General features: G+C 41.7%; 21 protein-coding genes and 1 tRNA gene. 9 read left to right on the plus strand and 13 right to left on the minus strand.

What is annotated here, in order from left to right:
* Positions 1 to 74: 74 nt before the first annotated feature.
* From ACXAFK_RS02220 to ACXAFK_RS02235, 4 genes are all read right to left on the minus strand, one after another.
* On the minus strand, positions 75 to 1088 hold the full coding sequence (locus ACXAFK_RS02220) for an aspartate-semialdehyde dehydrogenase (protein WP_474956659.1): 1014 nt from the start codon (positions 1086 to 1088) through the stop codon (positions 75 to 77).
* A gap of 191 nt (positions 1089 to 1279) precedes the next feature.
* A complete protein-coding gene (gene mscL / locus ACXAFK_RS02225) occupies positions 1280 to 1687 on the minus strand; it encodes a large-conductance mechanosensitive channel protein MscL (protein ID WP_224836046.1) in 408 nt (135 codons plus the stop codon).
* Between the two features lie 75 nt (positions 1688 to 1762).
* The gene (alr, locus tag ACXAFK_RS02230) at positions 1763 to 2872 is read right to left on the minus strand and encodes an alanine racemase (protein ID WP_474956660.1); all 1110 of its coding nucleotides are present in this window, start codon (positions 2870 to 2872) and stop codon (positions 1763 to 1765) included.
* The gene (locus ACXAFK_RS02235) at positions 2865 to 3509 is read right to left on the minus strand and encodes a thymidine kinase (protein ID WP_224836048.1); all 645 of its coding nucleotides are present in this window, start codon (positions 3507 to 3509) and stop codon (positions 2865 to 2867) included. Before ACXAFK_RS02235 ends, alr begins: the two co-directional genes overlap by 8 nt.
* Before the next feature lie 155 nt (positions 3510 to 3664).
* Between ACXAFK_RS02235 and ACXAFK_RS02240 the strand changes: the two genes are divergently transcribed.
* Both ACXAFK_RS02240 and rsmI read left to right on the plus strand, forming a co-directional pair.
* The gene (locus ACXAFK_RS02240) at positions 3665 to 4351 is read left to right on the plus strand and encodes a hypothetical protein (RefSeq protein ID WP_252080939.1); all 687 of its coding nucleotides are present in this window, start codon (positions 3665 to 3667) and stop codon (positions 4349 to 4351) included.
* Positions 4352 to 4398: 47 nt separating this feature from the next.
* A complete protein-coding gene (rsmI, locus tag ACXAFK_RS02245; RefSeq protein WP_474956661.1) occupies positions 4399 to 5079 on the plus strand; it encodes a 16S rRNA (cytidine(1402)-2'-O)-methyltransferase in 681 nt (226 codons plus the stop codon).
* 1 nt (position 5080) lies between these two features.
* Here rsmI and ACXAFK_RS02250 read toward each other — a convergent pair whose 3' ends face one another.
* A complete protein-coding gene (locus ACXAFK_RS02250; RefSeq protein WP_224836053.1) occupies positions 5081 to 5683 on the minus strand; it encodes a carboxymuconolactone decarboxylase family protein in 603 nt (200 codons plus the stop codon).
* Between the two features lie 55 nt (positions 5684 to 5738).
* Here ACXAFK_RS02250 and ACXAFK_RS02255 point away from each other — a divergent pair, with 55 nt between their 5' ends.
* From ACXAFK_RS02255 to ACXAFK_RS02270, 4 genes are all read left to right on the plus strand, one after another.
* Complete coding sequence (locus tag ACXAFK_RS02255; protein WP_224836054.1) at positions 5739 to 6161, plus strand: OsmC family protein; 423 nt, start codon at positions 5739 to 5741, stop codon at positions 6159 to 6161.
* A 94-nt stretch (positions 6162 to 6255) separates the two neighbouring features.
* Positions 6256 to 6927 carry a lysoplasmalogenase gene (locus ACXAFK_RS02260; protein WP_474956662.1) on the plus strand — a complete coding sequence of 224 codons (672 nt, stop codon included), beginning with the start codon at positions 6256 to 6258 and terminating at the stop codon, positions 6925 to 6927.
* A gap of 8 nt (positions 6928 to 6935) precedes the next feature.
* On the plus strand, positions 6936 to 8624 hold the full coding sequence (recJ, locus tag ACXAFK_RS02265; protein ID WP_474956663.1) for a single-stranded-DNA-specific exonuclease RecJ: 1689 nt from the start codon (positions 6936 to 6938) through the stop codon (positions 8622 to 8624).
* A 6-nt stretch (positions 8625 to 8630) separates the two neighbouring features.
* Positions 8631 to 9890, plus strand: coding sequence for an MFS transporter (locus tag ACXAFK_RS02270; protein ID WP_474956664.1), 1260 nt, complete (start codon positions 8631 to 8633; stop codon positions 9888 to 9890).
* On the opposite strand, the gene ACXAFK_RS02275 is transcribed toward ACXAFK_RS02270, so the two are convergent.
* The 4 genes from ACXAFK_RS02275 to ACXAFK_RS02290 form a co-directional block, all read right to left on the minus strand.
* Positions 9887 to 10654, minus strand: coding sequence for a UDP-2,3-diacylglucosamine diphosphatase (locus ACXAFK_RS02275; protein WP_474956665.1), 768 nt, complete (start codon positions 10652 to 10654; stop codon positions 9887 to 9889). The genes ACXAFK_RS02270 and ACXAFK_RS02275 overlap by 4 nt on opposite strands.
* A 231-nt stretch (positions 10655 to 10885) precedes the next feature.
* A complete protein-coding gene (locus tag ACXAFK_RS02280; RefSeq protein ID WP_474956666.1) occupies positions 10886 to 11653 on the minus strand; it encodes an enoyl-CoA hydratase/isomerase family protein in 768 nt (255 codons plus the stop codon).
* A gap of 34 nt (positions 11654 to 11687) precedes the next feature.
* The gene (locus tag ACXAFK_RS02285) at positions 11688 to 13022 is read right to left on the minus strand and encodes an MATE family efflux transporter (protein ID WP_338197357.1); all 1335 of its coding nucleotides are present in this window, start codon (positions 13020 to 13022) and stop codon (positions 11688 to 11690) included.
* A 12-nt stretch (positions 13023 to 13034) separates the two neighbouring features.
* Positions 13035 to 13535, minus strand: a complete 501-nt coding sequence (locus ACXAFK_RS02290) for a GNAT family N-acetyltransferase (RefSeq protein WP_474956667.1) — start codon at positions 13533 to 13535, stop codon at positions 13035 to 13037.
* Between the two features lie 53 nt (positions 13536 to 13588).
* Between ACXAFK_RS02290 and ACXAFK_RS02295 the strand changes: the two genes are divergently transcribed.
* Both ACXAFK_RS02295 and ACXAFK_RS02300 read left to right on the plus strand, forming a co-directional pair.
* Positions 13589 to 14386 (plus strand): universal stress protein, encoded by a 798-nt coding sequence (locus ACXAFK_RS02295; protein WP_224836062.1) that lies wholly within the window; start codon positions 13589 to 13591, stop codon positions 14384 to 14386.
* 57 nt (positions 14387 to 14443) lie between these two features.
* Positions 14444 to 14517, plus strand: a tRNA-Ala gene (locus ACXAFK_RS02300).
* Positions 14518 to 14560: 43 nt separating this feature from the next.
* Here the strand turns inward: ACXAFK_RS02300 and ACXAFK_RS02305 are convergent.
* The 3 genes from ACXAFK_RS02305 to ACXAFK_RS02315 all read right to left on the minus strand — a co-directional run bounded on the left by ACXAFK_RS02305 (position 14561) and on the right by ACXAFK_RS02315 (position 17318).
* Positions 14561 to 15415 carry a CPBP family intramembrane glutamic endopeptidase gene (locus ACXAFK_RS02305; protein WP_474956668.1) on the minus strand — a complete coding sequence of 285 codons (855 nt, stop codon included), beginning with the start codon at positions 15413 to 15415 and terminating at the stop codon, positions 14561 to 14563.
* An 80-nt stretch (positions 15416 to 15495) separates the two neighbouring features.
* Positions 15496 to 16299 carry an RluA family pseudouridine synthase gene (locus tag ACXAFK_RS02310; RefSeq protein WP_474956669.1) on the minus strand — a complete coding sequence of 268 codons (804 nt, stop codon included), beginning with the start codon at positions 16297 to 16299 and terminating at the stop codon, positions 15496 to 15498.
* Between the two features lie 80 nt (positions 16300 to 16379).
* Positions 16380 to 17318, minus strand: coding sequence for a TolB family protein (locus ACXAFK_RS02315; protein WP_474956670.1), 939 nt, complete (start codon positions 17316 to 17318; stop codon positions 16380 to 16382).
* A gap of 157 nt (positions 17319 to 17475) precedes the next feature.
* Between ACXAFK_RS02315 and ACXAFK_RS02320 the strand changes: the two genes are divergently transcribed.
* Entirely contained in the window at positions 17476 to 18186 is a 711-nt protein-coding gene (locus ACXAFK_RS02320; RefSeq protein WP_224836065.1) for an SDR family oxidoreductase, read from the plus strand.
* Here ACXAFK_RS02320 and ACXAFK_RS02325 read toward each other — a convergent pair whose 3' ends face one another.
* Positions 18187 to 20919, minus strand: coding sequence for a PD-(D/E)XK nuclease family protein (locus ACXAFK_RS02325; RefSeq protein ID WP_474956671.1), 2733 nt, complete (start codon positions 20917 to 20919; stop codon positions 18187 to 18189).
* Positions 20920 to 20944 lie beyond the last annotated feature (25 nt).

Consider the following 20944-nt stretch of genomic DNA (forward strand, 5'->3'; position numbering starts at 1 on the left):
TTATCGGATTGATTCTGATAAAAATACCACAAAAGACATAAACCAATTGGCTGAAATCGATGCTTTAACGAAATTTATGAAATTAGTTCAGATGTATTCGAAACCAGATTGTTCTCTACCAAATACTCCGCAATCTGCACTGCATTGGTTGCAGCCCCTTTTCTTAGGTTGTCCGCCACGATCCACATGTTCAATGTGTTGGGTTGTGTCTCGTCCCTTCTAATTCTACCAACAAAAACATCGTCCTTCCCGTTGGCAAAAACAGGCATGGGGTAAGTGTTTGTTTCTGGATTGTCCTGCACCACGATACCGGGGGTTTCACTGAGGAGCTTTCGAACTTCGGCCAAATCAAAGTCGTTGTGAAACTCTACATTTACGGATTCGGAGTGCCCACCGGCGGTTGGAATACGTACAGCGGTCGCGGTAACGGAAAAAGTGCGGTCGTCCAATATTTTTTGAGGCTCTCGAGCCAGTTTCATCTCTTCTTTGGTATACCCGTTTTCCAAGAAAACGTCGCAATGGGGCAAGGCATTCCGGTTGATGGGGTAAGGATAGGCCATTTCCCCTTCGATGCCCGCGGCTTCGTTTTCCATTTGTTCCACAGCTTTGACCCCTGTTCCCGAAACGGATTGATAGGTGGAAACTACGACACGTTTCATCTGGTATTTTTTGTGCAAAGGGTCTAAAGCCAGCACCATTTGAATGGTGGAACAGTTGGGATTTGCTATGATTTTGTCGTCTGCGGTCAATTCACTGGCATTGATTTCTGGCACCACCAATTTTTTGGTGGGGTCCATACGCCAAGCTGAGGAGTTATCGATAACCGTAGTTCCGACTTCTGCAAATTTGGGCGCCCATTCGAGCGAAGTGTCTCCACCGGCTGAAAAAATGGCAATATCGGGTCGAGCAGTTACAGCATCTGACAAACCGATAACGGTGTGTTCTTCATTTTTATAGGTAAGTTTTTTGCCTACAGAGCGTTCAGAGGCAACTAACAACAATTCGGTTATTGGAAAATTACGTTCTTCCAACACTTTCAACATAACTTCGCCTACCATTCCGGTGGCTCCAACAACTGCTACTTTCATCTTAAAACTATTTCTTGTAGCAAAGGTAATTCAGTCAGCGGTTTAAACAAGCATATACAGCTTCATTTATAAAAAAATAACAAAACGTTATAAATAAAACAACCACCAATGTGTTAGCGAAACACATTGATGGTTTTTAAAGGTTATTCTGGTGTAGCGGAGTGCTGAATTATTTTCAGCACCAACGATTTTTATTTTTTCAACAAATCGCGGATTTCGGCCAAGAGTTCCTCTTGGGACGGTCCTTTTGGAGCTTCTGGCGCAGGTTCCTCTTTTTTCTTCATTTTGTTTACGCCTTTTACAATAAGGAACATTACAAATGCAACGATAATAAAATCGATAACATTGGTTAAGAACGAACCGTACAATACGGCAATTTCGCCTACAATTTCTCCGGCATCATTTGGTGTGCCTTCAGTGATCACATATTTCAAATCGTTGAAATCTGAGTTGAACAATAATCCGATCAAAGGAGAAACGATTCCTCCGGTAAAAGATGACACTACTTCTTTAAAAGCAGCACCCATAACGAAACCAACGGCGATATCCACCAGGTTTCCTTTCATTGCAAAGTCTTTAAACTCTTTTAAAAATCCCATTTTATAGTCAAGTATTGGTTATACAGAAACAAATTAAGCAAAAAAGCCGTCCATTTGGTTAAAAACACAAACAAATTATTGATTTAAGACCTCTCTTTTTACTCTTTGAGAAATAGCGGTAAGAATTTCATAAGAAATCGTGTTGGCCATGGAGGCCAATTGTTCAGCAGATTTTTCGGAACCAAAAATTATGGCTTCATCTCCCTCTTGGCAGTCAATTTTCGTGACATCTACCATGATCATATCCATACACACATTTCCGATTATAGGAGCCTTTTCCCCATTAATGGTAACAAATCCCTTGCCTTTTCCATACTGACGGCCAATACCATCTGCATGCCCTATGGGCAAAGTAGCACTTTTGATCGCTCGGGTTGCTTTGAATGCTCGATTATAGCCTACGGATTGATCGAGTCCAATTTCGTGAATTTGAGAGATTATGGTTTTTAAGGTTGTCACAGGTTGTAGTTGTGCATCCACTTCTGCTTGATTGCCATAGCCATAAAGACCAATTCCACTACGGACCATCTCAAATTGTGCTTCAGGATAATTGATGATTCCCGATGTGTTCAACATATGGCGGATGGGGGCATAGCCCAACTTTTCCGTCATGGAATCGCTTATGTTTTTGAAAGAGCTTATCTGTTTTAAACTGAACACTCGTTCGTTTACATCTTCCGAGGCTACCAAATGAGAAAAAACAGACTTAATTTTGATGCACCCGTTCTCTTTGGTCTTTTCTACGATAAAATCAACATCTGCTTCAGAAAATCCTAAACGGTTCAGCCCGGTATTGAATTTAATATGGATTGGATAATCCGTTTGTTTTTTTTCTTTTGCCCTGTCCAGAAATTGGTTCAGGATGTTTATGGAGTAGATGCTCGGTTCCAATTGATTTGCGATCAAATCATCAAAATTTGAAGCCAACGGGTGCAATACCAAAATAGGGAGTTTTATACCCGATTCCCGAAGTAAAACTCCCTCACTTACGTAGGCTACGGCCAGATAATCGGCACCTAGTTCCTCTAATTTTTGTGCAATGGCCACCATGTCGCTCCCATAGGCAAACGCTTTAACGACCCCTAAGAATTTTGTATCTGGATCAATTTTGGATCGCAGTACGTTGTAGTTGTGCGTTAGTGCCAACAGGTCCAAAACCAAGGTGGTTTCTCCTACCTTACTCATCCGATTTTTTGTTTTTGGCGCTTACTTCTTCTGTGTCCACATCCATTTCCTTTATTTTTTCGCGCAACATGGCCTTGTAGAAAGCAGCCCTGCTCAAGGGTTCATATTCTTCGGTTTCGCCCAAGAGCACCAAGTTGTCGTTTAAGGATTTTCTAAAACTGTAATTGGCCAAATTCCCCGTTCGGGTGCAAACGGCGTGTACTTTAGTGACGTATTCGGCGGTCGCCATTAAGGCGGGCATAGGGCCAAAGGGATTTCCTTTAAAGTCCATATCCAATCCGGCGACCACTACGCGGACTCCTCTATTGGCCAAATCGTTGCAAACGGTAACAATTTCCTCATCGAAGAATTGCGCCTCATCGATTCCGACCACATCGCAATCGTCTGCCAAAAGCCTAATATTGGCAGCTGCAGGCACAGGAGTAGATCTAATTTCGTTGGAGTCGTGAGAAATAACGTTTTCTTCGTGGTAGCGTGTGTCCACGATCGGTTTAAAGATCTCTACTTTCTGCTTGGCGAACTGGGCCCGTTTTAAACGTCGAATCAGCTCTTCTGTTTTTCCCGAAAACATGGAGCCGCAAATCACCTCGATCCATCCAAATTGTTCTTTATGGTTTACTGTGTTTTCGAGAAACATAACGTATTTTTGAAAGAAATTGTTTGTTTTCCCGTTATAATGGGACGAGCACAAAGCTACTAAAAAATTGAACCCTTGTTTTCAATAAGATTTTAACCTTTTGTTGATAGGGTTTTTGCAAAATCGTTTTATTTTTATAGTAAAGAATAAAAGCTATGATACGGAAATTGAGGGAAGAGTTGATCAAATTGTCCACCGAGATAATTACGGCAAGGGAAGATACCGATCTTGCGGCACTTTATGATAGATCTAAAGAAATATATGAGAAATTGGCCGTATTGAAGTTTATCGATGAAAAACTGAGTGATGTTGAGGTCGATGTTTCCCAGAACGTCATAGCCTCAAGATTCGAGAAAATGGCAAACGCCGTTTTGAGCGGAAACACCTCTGTTCCCGAGAGCAATCCGCACCAAGAGGACATTATAACCACCCCATCCATGGAAACCATTAAGGATATTGTTTCCGAAATGCCTTCCAATGCAGATTTGGAACGTGTGTTCGCGGAGTTTGTGGCCAAGCCAAACTTTATGAAGAACGACAAGGAAAATCTGGCACCACAAGAGGATAGTCCAGTTTCTGCACCATCCGCAAAGTCCGTAAACGATAGGTTGGCAAAAGATTTTCAGGTAGGGCTCAACGATAAGCTGGCATTTGTAAAGCATCTGTTCAACAACAGTATGGAGGATTACACCCGGGTGCTATCCCAACTCACCACCATAGATTCACAGGAGCGATCGATAGCTTTTATCAACAATATGGTTAAGCCCGAGTACAATAATTGGAAAGGTAAGGAAGAGTACGAAGCCCGATTTGTGGCACTTATCGAAAGACGGTTCGCTTAAATTGATTTTTTAAAGTTGAATTTAATCTCAAGGCCGTAACTTTGGGTATGGGAAAATTATATCTGGTTCCTACACCGATCGGAAATTTGGAAGATATGACCTTTCGTGCCATTAAAGTGCTCAAAGAGGTCGATGTGGTCTTGGCAGAAGATACCCGTACCAGCGGAAAACTCCTAAAACATTTTGAGATAAATTCGCCCTTACAGAGCCATCATATGCACAACGAGCATAAACAGGTGGATGTATTGGTGCAAAAAATGAAAGAAGGAGGAACTTATGCCTTGATCTCCGATGCAGGTACCCCGGCCATTTCCGATCCAGGATTTTTATTGACCCGTGCCTGTGTGGAAAACGATATTGCAGTAGAGTGTTTGCCCGGAGCAACTGCCTTTGTTCCTGCTTTAGTGAACAGTGGATTACCTAACGACCGATTTGTTTTTGAGGGATTTTTGCCTGTAAAAAAAGGCCGTCAGACACGACTTTTGGAACTTGCCGAAGAAACCCGAACTATGGTTTTTTACGAATCGCCCCATAAGCTCCTTAAAACCTTGACCCATTTCGCCGAGTATTTTGGAGAAGACAGACCCATTTCCGTATCCCGGGAATTGACCAAATTATACGAAGAGACCGTTCGCGGAACGGTTACAGAGGTACTGGAGCACTTTAACAATAAGACGCCCAAAGGCGAATTTGTGATTGTGGTAGGCGGTAAAAATAAGAAAGTTTAATCTAGTATTTCGACCCATCGTGCTTGCCCTTTTCCCAGCCTACTTCGCCTAAGTATTTTTCAGCACTTTCCACGGCGCCATTCTCAATATTGGTGCCCATGGAGTCGTTCCAACGGTTCAGGTACCCAAAGAGGGAGATTACACCCATCATTTCAACGATCTCGCCATCGTTCCAATATTTATGGAGTCTTTCTTTTATATCGGCGTTTACGGTGTTCGGAACCTGAGAAGCAGCTAGCGCAAAATCCAAAGCGGCTCTTTCCGCTTCCGAAAAAGCAGGATGGGTTCTATATTCCCAGATATTTTCAAGTTGGTCTTGCTCGGCGCCATAACGTTCCGCAGCGCGTATAGCGTGGGCTTGGCAATATCTGCATCCGGTCGCGTTGCTGCTTACCCAGGCAATCATTCGTTTAAGGGCAGAGGTTACCTTTCCCTCGTTGGCCATAACCGCTTTGTTAAGGTTGATAAACGCCTTGGAAATAGCGGGCCTGTGCTGCATGGTTAAAACGGAATTCGGGCAAAACCCAAGTGTTTCGTTAAAGAACTCCGCCAGTTGTTTGGTTTCCAAGTCATGATCGGGAGATAGAGGATTTACTAAGGCCATCGATGAGATTTTAAGTTGTATTTTTGATTTCTACAAGAAACAAAAATTTATATTCATGACAAATCACATTACCACCAAATGGCTTGGTGAAATGGCTTTTGAAAGCAATAACCCATCCGGGGAGACCATAAAAATAGATGCAGGACCAGAAAGCGGTGGATCTGGAGAAGGATTGCGCCCCAAGGCATTGATGCTATCTTCACTGGCAGGTTGTTCGGGTCTGGACGTGGCATCCCTCATCAAAAAAATGAAACTGGATGTAAAGGAGTTCAAGATAGAGACCATTGCAAACCTTACCGATGAGCATCCAAAATATTACGATTCCGTTGTAATAGAGTATCATTTTACCGGCTCTGACCTTAACGAGGAAAAGCTGAAAAAAGCGGTAGACCTATCAGTGGAAAAATACTGTGGTGTAATGGAAATGTTCAGGAAGTTTGCAAAATTGGACATCAAAATTTTATATCACAATAGCTAAAATGTAGAAAAGGACGATAACCCCTGGTTCCTTTTTGGCGAAATGGGATTTTTACCAAAATCCTGCATGTTTTTACTTGTAAAATATAAATCAAATGTGGCTAAAAAAGAATGGGTTATATGTACTGTTGGCGGTTTCCGTGATTCTTGCAATGTTGGGGGTTACGACCGAAAACTTTGTTTTTAAGTCCGGTACGGCAGGTATGGGGGCTGTTATTATCCTCATCATGGGTATTGTGGACAAATCTAGCATTAAAGAAGCTTGGTGGATAATCGGAGCTTTTTTATTTTCCATAATCGGGGATTGGTTCTTATCCCATATGAACGGTGATAGCACCATGTTCGTAAAGGGAATCGCCCTCTTTTTTTTGGCCCATGTGGGTTATTTGCTTTATGCCCTTTTCAATGGTCGAATCAAGGGAATGTTCACTGTAATTTTATTGGTGGCATATTTGGTCTTCTTCTTTTTGGTACTGTACCCCACCTTTACAGATGTTACGTTAATGATTGCATCTTTGGTGTATTTGCTCATTTCTTGTTTTTCTTTGGGCGCGGCCATGGGAATGAAAGGTGATCCAACGGCAAGACGAAGTTTTATTTTTGGGATTGTACTGATCATTTTTTCGGATACTATAATTGCATTCAAAGAATTTGTGGGTTATCATTCGTTCGATTTTCTGATTACACCCACCTACTACCTGGCCCACATTTTTATTACATTTTCACTCGTTAAAAGATTTAAAAGCAACGCCCCAACATCAAACTAATACCTAATATGCGCTGGACCGTAAAACCAAAACCAGAACAAAAAAGCATTGATGATCTTTCCGAAGCATTGGGAGTTGATGATTTGGTTGCCCAATTGTTGATCCAACGAGGAGTGACCAATTATGAGGAAGCCAAAAGTTTTTTCCGACCAGAGTTAACCCATTTGCACGACCCTTTTTTAATGAAGGGAATGCAAAAGGCAGTGGAGCGCATTGAGCAAGCTTTTGCCAATGGTGAAAACATTTTGGTCTATGGAGATTACGATGTGGACGGAACCACTTCGGTAGCCCTGATGAGCTCTTATTTGCAAGAAACCTACCCTAATGTCGCGACTTATATTCCCGATCGCTATGCTGAAGGCTACGGAATTTCGTTTAAAGGGATCGATTTTGCCGCCGACAATGATATTAGCTTGATTATTGCCTTGGATTGTGGCATAAAGGCTATTGATCAGATAAAATATGCGAAGGAAAAAGGAATCGATGTCATTGTTTGCGATCACCACCGACCGGGGAAAGATTTACCGGAAGCAGTGGCGATTTTGGACCCAAAACAAGAGGATTGTGCATATCCTTACAAGGAGCTTTGCGGATGCGGCGTTGGCTTTAAATTGATTCAGGCTCTGGCCGATCAGCAAGGAAAGACCATCGACGACATTTTGCTCTACCTGGATTTAGTGGCCACCGCCATTGCTGCGGACATAGTTCCGATTACGGGAGAGAACCGAGTGCTGGCCTATTACGGGTTAATGGTCATCAACGAAAACCCGAGAACCGGGATCAAAGCATTGATCGATCAGACCAAAAAGCGCGAACTTACCATTACGGATGTAGTGTTTATCTTGGCACCTCGGATCAATGCCGCAGGACGGATGAAACATGGCCAACACGCTGTAGAGTTGTTAACCGAAACCAATTTTTTGCAAGCACAACGTTTTGCATCGGAAATTGAATCGTTCAATACCGAAAGACGGAGTTTGGACCAAGAGATTACACAAGAGGCCTTGGTGCAAATTCAAGAAAATCGAGAAGAGGACAAGTTCACTTCGGTGGTCTATAACGAAAATTGGCATAAGGGAGTCATAGGAATTGTGGCGTCTAGATTAACAGAAACCTATTATCGGCCCACTTTGGTGTTTACCAAAAGTGGGGACAAATTGGCTGCTTCGGCACGTTCGGTCAAGGGGTTTGATATTTACAATGCCCTTGAAGGCTGTTCAGATTGCTTGGAGCAGTTTGGCGGACATATGTATGCAGCAGGACTTACCCTATTGGAAGAACAGTACGAACTCTTCAAAAAGCAGTTTGAAAAAGTAGTTTCTGAATCAATTGACCCAAAATTGTTGCAGCCCGAAATTTCTATCGACGCAAAAATTTCAATGCATCAAATCACACCAAAACTAATGCGGATCTTAAAGCAATTCGCCCCATTTGGACCGGGTAACATGGCACCTGTTTTTATGGCCGAAGGTTTAAAGGATACCGGCCATGCCCGAGGGGTGGGACAGGGCGAAAAGCACTTGAAATGCAGTCTCTATCAGCCCGGTTCCAATCCCATTGGCGCAATTGGGTTTAATTTGGGCAATAAATTGACACGAGTTAAAAGCATAAAACCATTTGATGCCGTATTTTCGTTGGATGAAAATGAATGGAACGGAACGGTGAGCCTTCAGTTAAAACTAAGAGATATTCGCTAGCAATTTATGGACCCCTACGCAGCACTTCGCTATAAGGAATTCAACATATTTTTATTGGTACGTTTTGCCATGGTCTTTGCATGGTCCATGCAGTTTATTGTGATCGAATGGCAAGTGTATTCCTTGACCAAGGACCCACTTTCACTAGGCATTATCGGGTTGATGGAAGTGATTCCTGCGGTGAGTATGGCCCTGTTTGCTGGACATATTGTAGATCAGCGGGAAAAGCGAAACCTTTTGGTGATTTGCATTGCTGGATTTTCGGTAATCAGTCTTGGGCTGTTCTTGTTGAGTTGGCCCGGGCTTGAAGATTCTTGGGAATCCAAAACCATTCTGTATTCGATTTACGCCTTGGTTTTTTTGGGCGGGTTTGTGCGTTCGTTTTTGGGCCCTACAATTTTCTCTTTGATCGCTTTGATCGTTCCCAAAAAAATATACCCCAATGCCGCAACATGGAGCAGTTCCACATGGCAGTTGGCATCTGTTTTGGGTCCGGCCTTGGCCGGGTTCTCGATCAGTTGGATCGGGGTACATTGGAGCATGTGCCTTATTTTTGGGTTTTCGGTACTTGCACTTATTTTCTTGTTCCAAATACCGAGAAAACCAATCTTAAATCCAAAAATCGGAGAGCCGGTATTTCAAAGTTTACGTGATGGACTCAAGTTTGTTTTTGGGAACAAGGCCATTTTTGGAGCCTTGACTTTGGATATGATTGCTGTGCTTTTTGGGGGAGCCGTGGCACTTTTGCCTGTGTATGCCCAGGACATTTTGCATGTTGGTTCGGAAGGATTCGGAATTTTGAGGGCGGCTCCGGCCGTGGGAGCATCCATCACCATGTTGGGCTCCACCCGATTTCCTTTGCATAAAAATGCTGGGAAAAAATTGCTGTGGGCCGTGTTCGCCTTCGGTATCTGTATTATTGTCTTCGGATTGTCGGAGTTATTTTGGTTATCGGTGATTGCCCTGTTCCTCAGTGGTGCGGTGGATGGTGTTTCCATGATCATACGGCAGACTATTTTACAATTAAAAACGCCGGACAATATGCGAGGAAGGGTCGCATCTGTGAATTCTATGTTCGTTGGGTCGTCCAACGAGTTGGGGGCATTTGAAAGTGGATTGGCGGCCAAATTATTGGGAACGGTTACAGCAGTGGTTTTCGGTGGGTGCATGACGCTTTTGACCGCTGGAACAACCGCGATTGTTTCACCGACCTTTCGCCGACTGGATCTTCAAAAAGACATTGATGAACATGAAAAGGAGGATTAACCCTCCAGTTTCTCCAAAGTCAATTTTTCACCATCAAAAACGGCATAGGTATAATAGGAAATCCAATCCCCAAGATTGGTGTAGGTAGATTTTTCGTTGAGTTTTATTTCCATGGGCAGGTGTCGATGACCAAAAATAAAATGGTCATAGTGTTGTTGCTCCAGTTTGCGCTTGGCATATAAAATCAACCATTCTTTGTCCTCACCCAAAAATGTAGCATCCGCATCTCCAGAAATAACCTTGTTGTTCACGGAAAGATGTTGCCCTAAGCGAACACCCAAATCAGGGTGCAGCCATTTAAAAAACCATTTGGCCACGGGATTGGTGAACACTTTCTTCATGCGTTTGAAACCTTTATCGTGAGGACCCAATCCATCCCCATGTCCGATAAAAAAGGAAGTGTCGTTTATAAGGAACTGCTGTGGCTTATGGTAAACGGGAATATTGAGTTCTTCCTCAAAATAGCCGTTCATCCATAGATCATGGTTGCCTACAAAATAGGTAATTTGGATGCCCATGTCCGATAGCTCGGCCAGTTTCCCCAAGGTACGCGTAAAGCCTTTGGGAACCACAGTTTTGTACTCGAACCAAAAATCAAAAAGGTCGCCCATTAAAAAAATGGCAGCGGCATCATCTTTTATGGAATCCAGCCAAGCTACAAACTTTTTTTCACGGGGGAGACTATCCTTTCGGGTGGGTGCTCCGAGATGGTTATCGCTCGCGAAATAGACTTTTTTGCCTTTAGGCAGGGCAATGTTCTTCATTTATTTCTTGTAACGTCGGTTGCTTCGTATTCTGTTGACCACATATACCACAATCACAAAGAGCGCGAGTATGGGGAAAACTAAATCATTCATATTCTAAATTTTATAATTCTTCTCTCGTTTTAAACCGTCATGCTGAACTTGATTCAGCATCTCACAACTTTATCTTTTTAATGAGACCCTGAAACTAGTTCAGGGTGACGCATATTTTTATAATTAGAGAGCACACAACTACTTTTTAAACTTTTCCAATGCTTTCTTAGTATCGGGGGATAGTGCCAATCTTCCAGAGGCTTCGGCACGCACCAACAATAAGTCGTCCCAATGCTCGGTTCCTTGCCAAAGCACTTTTTTCATTTCAGCAAGGGCTTCGGGATTATAGCTCGCCAACTTTTGCAGGTGAATGTCCAGTTCTTTGTCCATTTCGGAAATGGAATCGTATACCTTGGCATAAAGTCCCTGTTCTTTGGCCCAATAGGCATTTTTCCATTCTGTGGGATACAAAGTGAGTTCTGCCAAAGCCGCCTTTCCCATTTTACGTTCCACCGCAGGGGCAATTACGAACGGACCTATTCCTATGGAAATCTCGGATAGTTTGATTGCCGCTGCTTCGGTAGCATGCACATAATCGCAGGCCGAGACCAATCCGACCCCGCCACCAACAGTTTTCCCTTGCACCCGGCCGATAATGGGTTTGGGACATTTGCGCATGGCATTGATCACATGGGCAAATCCGCTGAAGAACTGTTTTCCTTCTTCCAAATTGGAAACTGCCACCAGTTCATCAAAAGAAGCGCCGGCGCAAAAGGCCCGTTCCCCTTCTGATTTTAAGACAATCACGGAAACTTCATTATTTTCCCCTAGTGCAACTAACTCCTTGGCCAGTCGTGCCAAAAGCTCCGAAACAAAAGAATTGCTTGCCGGATGGCCAAATTCGACCGTAGCGATCCTGTTTTCTATTCGAGTATATAAACTTCCGTTGGTTCTATCTGTTGTCATTCAATTTAGTTATCAGATGTCTTTGGATACTAAATTAAGGGTTTTGAACCAAGGGCCGGAACTTTCTTCTAAATTTCCAGACCAGTGAGAATCCGCGAATCATCATCCAAACAATAAAAGCAATCCAAATGGCGTAAAAACCAAGACCTAAATACATGCCCAGGTAAAGACAGGGGATAAACCCCAAAAAGGTGGCGGCAAGGAGTACATTTCTCAGGTATTTCATTTCGCCCATACCCTTAAAAATCCCATCAAAAATAAAGGCCAAGGTGTTCATGGGAAGTCCTAAGATTACAATATAAAAAATGCTGTAAAAGGTGTTGAGCACGATTTCCTCGTTCGAAAAAAGTTGACCAATGGGTCGATAAAAAATAAATCCGAAGCACATAAGGGCCAGACTTACGATCATTCCGTACTTGAATATTGTTTTGGCCAATTTCCAAAGGCCATCATAATCTTCGGCTCCCAAAAGTTTACCGCCCATACTGTTTCCGGCAGCGGCATAACCATCAATAAAAAATGCGGCGAACAACCATAGGTTAACAGCAATGGTATGTGCCCCGATAAAGCGATCTCCTAAAGTAGTGGCTTCTCGAACGGCCAACATCAACGCAGCATTTAGGGCCAAGGTTCTTACAAAAAGGTTAAGGCTCATAAAAATGAGTCGTTTGATCTCTTTGTTCAGCGGAAGGGTCAGCTTTAGGCTGATATCCGTTTTCTTCATTAAAAAGAATAGTGCCAAAAGCGCCATAATGGCCTGGGCAATCAAACTGGCCCATGCTGCACCTTCCAAATATAGTGCAGGGATAAAACCTTCAATACCATAAACAAACACAAAATCGAGTACAATATTAAGTCCTGCCCCAAGCATTGCGATGACCATGGGATAGAAGGTGTTTTGCAAACCCCGGAAAATACCAAAAATTGCAAAGGTGAACAGGGTAAGCGGAAATCCCCAAACCCGAATGGAATAATAGGAGACACAATACTCCAATATTTTTCCCGATGCATTGAAGAGCGAAAAAATCTCTTCAATTACAAAAATGGTGGTGAGCAGTACCAGAAGACTTAAAACAATGTTCAGGAATATGGCTTGTGCAGGCATATTTTTTACCTCGTCCAATCTTCCTGCTCCCAAATATTGTGATATAATGGCGGAAATGGAACTTCGGGTCTGGCCCAAAACCCAAATCAGCATGGACAAAAAGGAGCCCACTATACCGGCCGCCGCCAAAGATTCAAGTCCGTCTACCGGAATATTGCCAACAATAGCGGTATCGGTAATGGACAGTATAGGTTCTGCAATGCCCGATATGGTAGCGGGAACCGCCAATTGGTTAATGCTCCTAAAATTTACCTCTTTGCTCAAATCGGGTGCAAGTTACAGCACTAATTCATAACAATGAAAGGGATGTTCGCTTTGTTTTGGAAAGAAGATGTCGCCTAGTTTTTGATATCCCCGTTGTTCGTAAAATCTTTGGTTTCTTTTGTTTTGGGAAAAGGTGTCCAACCGCACCGATACAAATCCATTTTTCTTGGAATGGCTTTCAGCAAAGTCCATTAGCCTTTGGGCCAACCCTTTTCCTTGATGATCTGGATGGACCGATAAACGATGGATATACGAGCTGTTGCCATTAGGTGTAAGCCATTGTATGGGTATGTACTCGTCGTCCATTAAAGTTGATATGACGATAGTGCCCAAAATAATGTGGTTTTCTTCAATCACATAGAGTTCGTTGCGCTGAATGTCTTTTAAAAAGGCTTGTTTGGAGGGGTAATGTTCGTTCCATTGAAAAATTCCATTTTGTTGCATTTTTACGGCACAGGCCTTGGTAATCGACAAGATGTCGGCGATTTCGGAAATCTTTGCTCGTCTTATCATTGATTCGTTTCAATTTAATTGTAAATTTAAGGTTTAATCATAATCACCAAACCATGAACAATATACTTGTACCTATTGGAACTTCTCCAAATGCTTCTCAAACCTTACAATATGCGGTTGATTTTGCTTCCGAATTCGGGGCTATGATCTATGTTATGGATGTTTTTTCCGTGACTACTGCCGTAGGGAGTTTGGCGAATGTGGAAGAAAAAGTAGCAAAAAGTAGCAAGGAACAGTTAAAAGGAGTTATAGATCAAGTAGATACCAAAGGTGTTGAGATAAAAATAGCGACCTATAATGGCGATATTATCGATGGTTTGAAGAGCATTAACAAAGAACTTGGCATTGACTTGATCATTATTGCCCCGAGAAGTAATGATATTAAAGAAGAACTTTATTTGGGCAACACATCTGGAAGAATTATCAAACAGACCGAGATACCGACCTTGATCGTTCCAAAGGGAACAACCTTTAAACCTGTCAAAAAGATTTTAACTGCCTTTGGCTCCGGTATTTTGAAGCGTAGTAGTATTTTGAACCCTTTGATCATTATCAAAAACAAATTTAGATCGGAAATAAGCTTATTGTTGGTAAAGAGACCAGGTTATACCGAGGATGACTTAAAAGTTAACACTGCCTTGATGGATTTGAGCTCCCAATTGACCATTACCGAGAACGGTACAACGTATTTAGGGGTAACGGAATATTTCCAAAAGGAACAACCGGATATGCTATGCGTGTTCCGAAGAAAGCGTGGGTTCTTTAAAAAACTATGGGAGAAGAATACCATACAAAAATCGGAATTCTTTGTTAAGATACCGGTATTGGTGCTCAGTGTTAAAAAAGATTAGGGAAGTAATGCAATTTTTGATACTTTCGGAAAAAAGTATTTATTTTGCGCTCTCTTTGGGGGATTAGCTCAGTTGGCTAGAGCGCTTGCCTGGCAGGCAAGAGGCCACCGGTTCGAATCCGGTATTCTCCACAAAATTTCTAAAAGCATCTCAAACGAGGTGCTTTTTTTTGTGCTATAACTTTTCCTTCCCAGCTTTTATCCAAAAGTAAACTGCAAAAACAGTTGTAACTATTGGAATCATAAAACCATATTCATCTATCCAAAACACAGTGTTTTCATTGGAAATGGTCAATGGTGTACAAATTTTCTGAATATAAATATTGTGAACTGAATGATAAATGGCGGCTGGCCATAGGCTTTTGGATTTAAACGTGAAATAGGCCAAAATCACAGATATGCCCATGATCATTATAGTGAAAGTACCTGTGTGCATTAGAAGGTTTTCTCCCCTTCCGTAAATCAGATTGATCACTGGGTAATGCCAAACAGCCCAAATAACGCCACTCACAATAGTTAGGGCTTTAAAAGACATTACTTTTCGCAATTCGAATATGAGAAAGCCGCGCCAACCTATTTCCTCTCCCAAGGTAGAGCCTAAGTTTTTAATTACTCCAACTGTCAACAGTAAAATTCCCATCACAGCTATTACGATGGATTTATTGGATTTTGCTATGCCCAGTTCGTTGCTCCATTCCGCAATGGTTTCTGGGCTCATAAAATTTGCAAAACCAAAAAGCCAGAGCAAAACATAGGCAACGGAAACATAAAGTAGAGGGGTTAGGTATGCGAATTTTACATATTTTGGATTCTTAAGACTCCAAGGTAAACTGGAAATAGGGCGTTTTTTGATTTTTAGGGTAAGAAAGGCTGCTAAAGCGGGAGAAATCATTAATAAACCTATATAGATACTCGTGGGATTTAATTTTAGAATTGCATAATATGCAATGGAACTAAATGCAATTAGAAGTAGTAAGAAGATGCCTATGGTACTCCACGCTTCTTTTTTCTGTGTTGTTGATTTCGTCATTTTATTTTTTTGATTGATTGTAATTTATGACGAGCTGGGCCAGGTTTTGTTACGGTTTTGTTCGATGGTAACATCAAACCTTATATTCGTTTATCATGAAATATCATCCCAAACTTTTCAGGCAGCACATCTGTTATTTTGATGGTTTTTTTAGTAAACGGATGCTCAAACTCTAAAGTGTGTGCGTGCAGGTACAGGCCCTTCCCTTTTAAAACCAACCCCTCTATCGCGTAATCTTTGTCTCCCAGAATAGGATGCCCCAACCCGTGAAGATGTTTTCGCAATTGATGCCTTCTGCCCGTTTTGGGGCGTAATTCTACTAAATTCAATGTACCGAAACGTTCCGAGGGCACGGATTCCATTACATTATAATCCGATCGGGAGGGTTTTCCATCTATCTCCGTGGTAACTGCTCCATTGGATCTCATCTTTCCAATGGTAACGGCATAATAGGTTTTGCAAATTAGCTTATCCTCAAACAGTTTGTTTAAAGCACGGATGCTACTGCTCGTTTTGCCCACCAAAACAATACCCGTGGTGGCATAATCCAAACGGTGGACAGGTTGGGGAGTTACAGCATCTAATAGCGAACTGGGTTGTAGGTTCTGCGGCAAAGCATTGTCGATGGTCCTGAACTTGTTGCCACTCACTTCAATGCCAGCAGGTTTGTGTATAGCGGCCAAATGGTCATCCTCAAACAATACTTTAAGGGGAAGTATAAGTTTCCTTTTGGGTATATTTTTTTGAGGAATGGATAAAACAATGTGTTCTCCACCAGAAATTATGGTCGCGGTGGTGGCATGTATTCCATTTACCGATATATATCTTTTCTTTAAAGCCTTTTTAAGTGCCGATTTGGTGGGCAAAGCTTTAAAAATTCCCACACCATACTCCTGTAGCCGTTGGGGCTCCGTAATATGAGGAACGGTATGGTTTTCAATTTGGTTAATGATGCTTCTACTCTTTAGTTATGCCCCTTGATTTTTAAATGGGTCATATAGATTTTACTCAATCCATTATTGCTTTCGTACATGTATTCTTGAAATTCCGATACAGAGTTGAATAACTTGGGAGATAGTTCGTTGCGACGACTAGTAAAATAGAGCGTTTGGTCTCCTTCGTGATAGAACGGGCAATATTCCATGTATTTGGTATTGATCGGAGCTCCAATATTTCTCGCTTTTTCCCAGTTTCCCCGATCATCTTTTACGGAAATATAGATATCCCCACTACCTAGACCATCCTCTTCGTTATATCGGGAAAAAAGAATAAAGTCCTCTTCTTTGGAAATAAAGGCATTGAATTCATACCCGGGAGTATTAATGTTTTTATCCAATAGTTGTGGTGTTGAATAAGAACCATTTTCCCAACGAGAGAAGTAAATATCATCTTTTCCAAGTCCGTTCGGCGACTCCAAGGTAAAGTATAGATTGTTGTTTTTACTTAATGATGGATAAAATTCATTTAGGCCCGAATTTATGGGAGCGCCAATGTTTTTGGGCATGGACCATTCTTGGTCAGAACCACCTCGTTCCACATACCAGATGTCAAAATCTTTTTTTTCTTTGCTCAAGTCATCCAATGGTCTATTGGAAACAAAGAATAATCGTTTTCCATCGTGAGACAAAAACGGTTCCAAATCCATATAAGAACTCGAAAAAGACATCAGTTCGGGCTCTGTCCATTCGTTTCCCTTTTTTTGGATATAGGCGATTTGGGAAATATCTTGCAATGGGCTCTGAATAGTAAAAAATGCTTCACTACCATTTTCTGAAATACATAAATCACGAACATTTAGGAATTTGTTCAGTGCGCTGTTAAATTGCGTAATGTCGTTTTGATCTTGTGCGATTGCCTGGTTCAAACAAAGTACCAGTAAAATTATCAATCTACTTTTTGCCATGGCTTAATAAATCATATCAATAACCGTAAATGTACCATATTTTATACCATGGTTTAGCGTGTCCTCCTTTCCTGCAACAAACTTTATCAACCTTTTAATATCTGTTTTTTGTATTTGGCCCATGCTTTTTTGAACTTTACTTCAAAACAAAATCAACATGAAATTAGAAGGAAAAGTAGCGTACATTACTGGAGGAACCAAGGGTATCGGATATGGGATTGCCGAAAGCCTGTTGGAGCAGGGCATGAAAGTAGCGATTAGTGGACGAAGTCAAGAAAGTGCCGATGAAGCTGTAAAAAGGCTGAATAAACCGGATAGGGTATTGGGCTTGGTATCCGACGTTTCCAAATTGGGCGATGAGAAAAAGGCCGTTGCCGCTGTTCTCGAGACATGGGGGCAGTTGGATGTGGTTATGGCGAACGCAGGAGTGGGTCATTTTGCGCCGATCGATGAATTGGAGGACGATAAATGGCATCAGATGATAAATACTAACCTGAACGGGGTGTACCACACCTTAAAAGCATCCGTAGAGGCTTTAAAAACATCGGAAGGGTATTATATGACCTTGGCAAGCTTGGCGGGGACCAACTTTTTTGCCACCGCAGCGGGCTACAATGCCACAAAATTTGGCGTGGTAGGATTTACCCAGGCCGCAATGCTCGATTTAAGACAATACAACATAAAGGTCACCACGATTATGCCGGGATCGGTGTCCAGTAATTTTAACAACAACGACCCATCGGATAAAGATGCGTGGAAGATACAGCCAGAGGATATCGGGAAATTGGTCGTTGATTTGTTGACCATGCACCCACGTACCTTGCCCAGTAAAATAGAAGTACGCCCCACGCGTCCCGATTTAAAATAATCAGACCGTCTTTTCGATCAGGGGAATAGTAGGGTTGCATATTTCCTGTATAAGTAAGAACAAGTATTTTTCAAAGGTTGCAAGAGTATCCGAATGTATTCGGGTATTCTTCTCCTCTGAAAACGGAAACAGGCCTTTACCCAAGTGCTTAAAGGATATAATGCCGGCCTGTACTTCGCCAATATTGTGTTTTTTGGAAAACAGATAAGCATAGCATAGCAATTGGAACGCTTTGCTCTTGTCGTAATCCGTGATCAGTTCGTTCCAATCTGTGACTTTTACATTTTTTGGCTCTACTTTACCGGTTTTGTAGTCGATAATGCGCACGGTTCCATCAAACTGATCTACACGGTCCAATGTTCCCTTTATTTTGATGGGAAAATCCAATCCGGGTACCGAAATAAACTCTTCGTAGCGTTCCTCGAGAGCCAATATTTTGATTTCGTGCCGTTTAAGTTGACGTAGCTCATCGTCCAAGAAATTGTGCAGATACTTGAGGATAACATTGTACACCAATAGAAACTTTCCTTTGGAAACATCGACGCCAGAGAGGTTTTGGGTGAAATGATGTTGCACCACTTCAGGCACTTTCTCTTTTAAGGATTTAATATGTTCTTCGGTCAAAAATTGATTAATGAGCGGTTTGTATAGCTGTTCTAGGCTATCGTGAATAATGGTTCCAAAAGTGTTGGCCGCAATATTTTCTTCCACTTCATCCAAATCATTGATCTTAAGAATGTTTCTGGTATAAAAATCGATTGGATTTCGAATGTAATTGGTAAGCGAAGTGGGTGAAAAGCCTTTTTCTGTAAAAGCCCTAAGATCATCCATGAAACGGCTGTCCTTTTCCATTTGGATCAGTGGCTTTGCCTCAATGGATATTTTAGGGGTGGCAATAGTATGGGCTATGTGCGGTATAAGATTTTTATCGGTCAATAATTGGGAAATCAATCGGCTTTTTTCCCCACCTTCCAACACATCGGGTTCTGTATTGTAGGTAATGTAAATATTCTTGGCGCGTTGTATCAAACGGTAAAAGTGATAAACATAAATGGCATCTTTTTCCTTGTAAGTGGGCAGGCCATAATCACGTTTTACATCAAAAGGTATAAAGGAATTGTTTGACTTTCCCGAGGGAAGAATCCCTTCGTTCACAGAGGTGACAATGACAGTGTCAAAATCCAAGTTTCTGCTTTCCAACATTCCCATAATCTGAAACCCAGTTAAAGGTTGACCGATAAAATCCAAGGATTCCATATTGGCCAATTGCTTGAAAAGATTTTTAATGGACCTGAGTTCTCCCACAAAATCCACTTGGTCCAAATATTGTCCCAATTGATTGAAAAGAGTATAGAATCTGTACAAGTATTCCAGTTCTAATGCATTTTTCTCGTTTTGATAAATGCTTTTTAACCGCTCAATGAGCCCTAGACAATTGTTTATCCAATCCATCGGCGATATTTTTCCTGAATGAAAAATAAGGGTCAATAAATCTTCTGCCTTGGGATATTTTAAAAGTGCTTCCTTGTTTATATAGAGTAGGTTACCTTCTTTAATATCTTTGGATAGTTTTTGAGCAAAGTTGCCTTGGTCTTCACCGGATAGGGTAAGTGTGTACGGATTGGAAATCAATTCCAAGACACGTTTAAAAAACCATCCTTGGTCGGAAACATTTAGGTGTAATTCCAAATAGCTTACAAAAAAGGAATACAAAACTGTTTTGTCCAAAGGCATCCCCATGGTGATGTTTACCTCTGGGATGCAACTGGGAACAGCATTGAGTATAGGGTTTAGTAAAGTTTCGTCCGCAAGTACCAATGCAGTTTTGGTAAGGTCTATTTCCTTTGTTTCCCCTAACTTTTTTAATAACTGGCCCACATATTTGGTCTGGGATATGTTTTTGGGAACCCCGGTTATGGTAATATTTTTAGGTTTGAGAAAATTATGCTGCGGATCTATTTTTTGACCGTGTTTGTAGTACGGCCAATTATTTTGATAGTTCCGGATGAACAATCCGGCGTCGTGTACATTGTCGTTTAAAAAGTAGGCGTCTATATCCCAATAAATATGGGCATTTCCTTGAGCTAGGCAATGTTGAATGATAGTTGATTCGGCGGCATTTAAGGCATTAAAGCCAATAAATATAATCGGGTTGGACCTGATTTTTCGATTGCTTTCGTTTTTTAGGGCTTTTACCGCTTCTCTTTGGATAAGGCCTTGGTAACCTTTTTTTTGTGCTAACAAGGCGGTGTAGAAAGTATTGTAAATGGTTTCGAGGTTTTTCCACAGCTGTAGATAGTTCTCGATAAGCTCGGATTTATCCTTACTTGTGGACCAATGGTTAATTTCTTTGATGGCGGATAGATAGTTGAGTATATCCGAAGCGGGAATTAGGTAACCATCAATTTCGTTAAAATCTTGTAAGAGGGTCTGTCCCCAGTTTATAAAGGTTGCAAAATCATCGGAATCTTCTATGTTCGAGGATTTGTATACCTCGAACAGCAACAGCAATAAGTCAATATTGGAAGCTTGTTTTAGATCGGATAGCCCTCCTATAAATTCTTGAATGGAGATTATTTCTGGGCTAAAAATGTTTTTTTCGAGACGGTTGGATAGATGTTTTTTTAGGAAAGTGCCCGATCGTTTACTGGGCAATACAAAAGTACAGTTTATAAAGTTCAACTGTTTGTTTTGGAGGTCGTCCAGTACGTATTCAAGGAATGTTTGTTGCATGGACTAAAAATAAAAAAGGCCCCGC

This window comes from Flagellimonas sp. ABD4_174 (genome assembly GCF_056160185.1).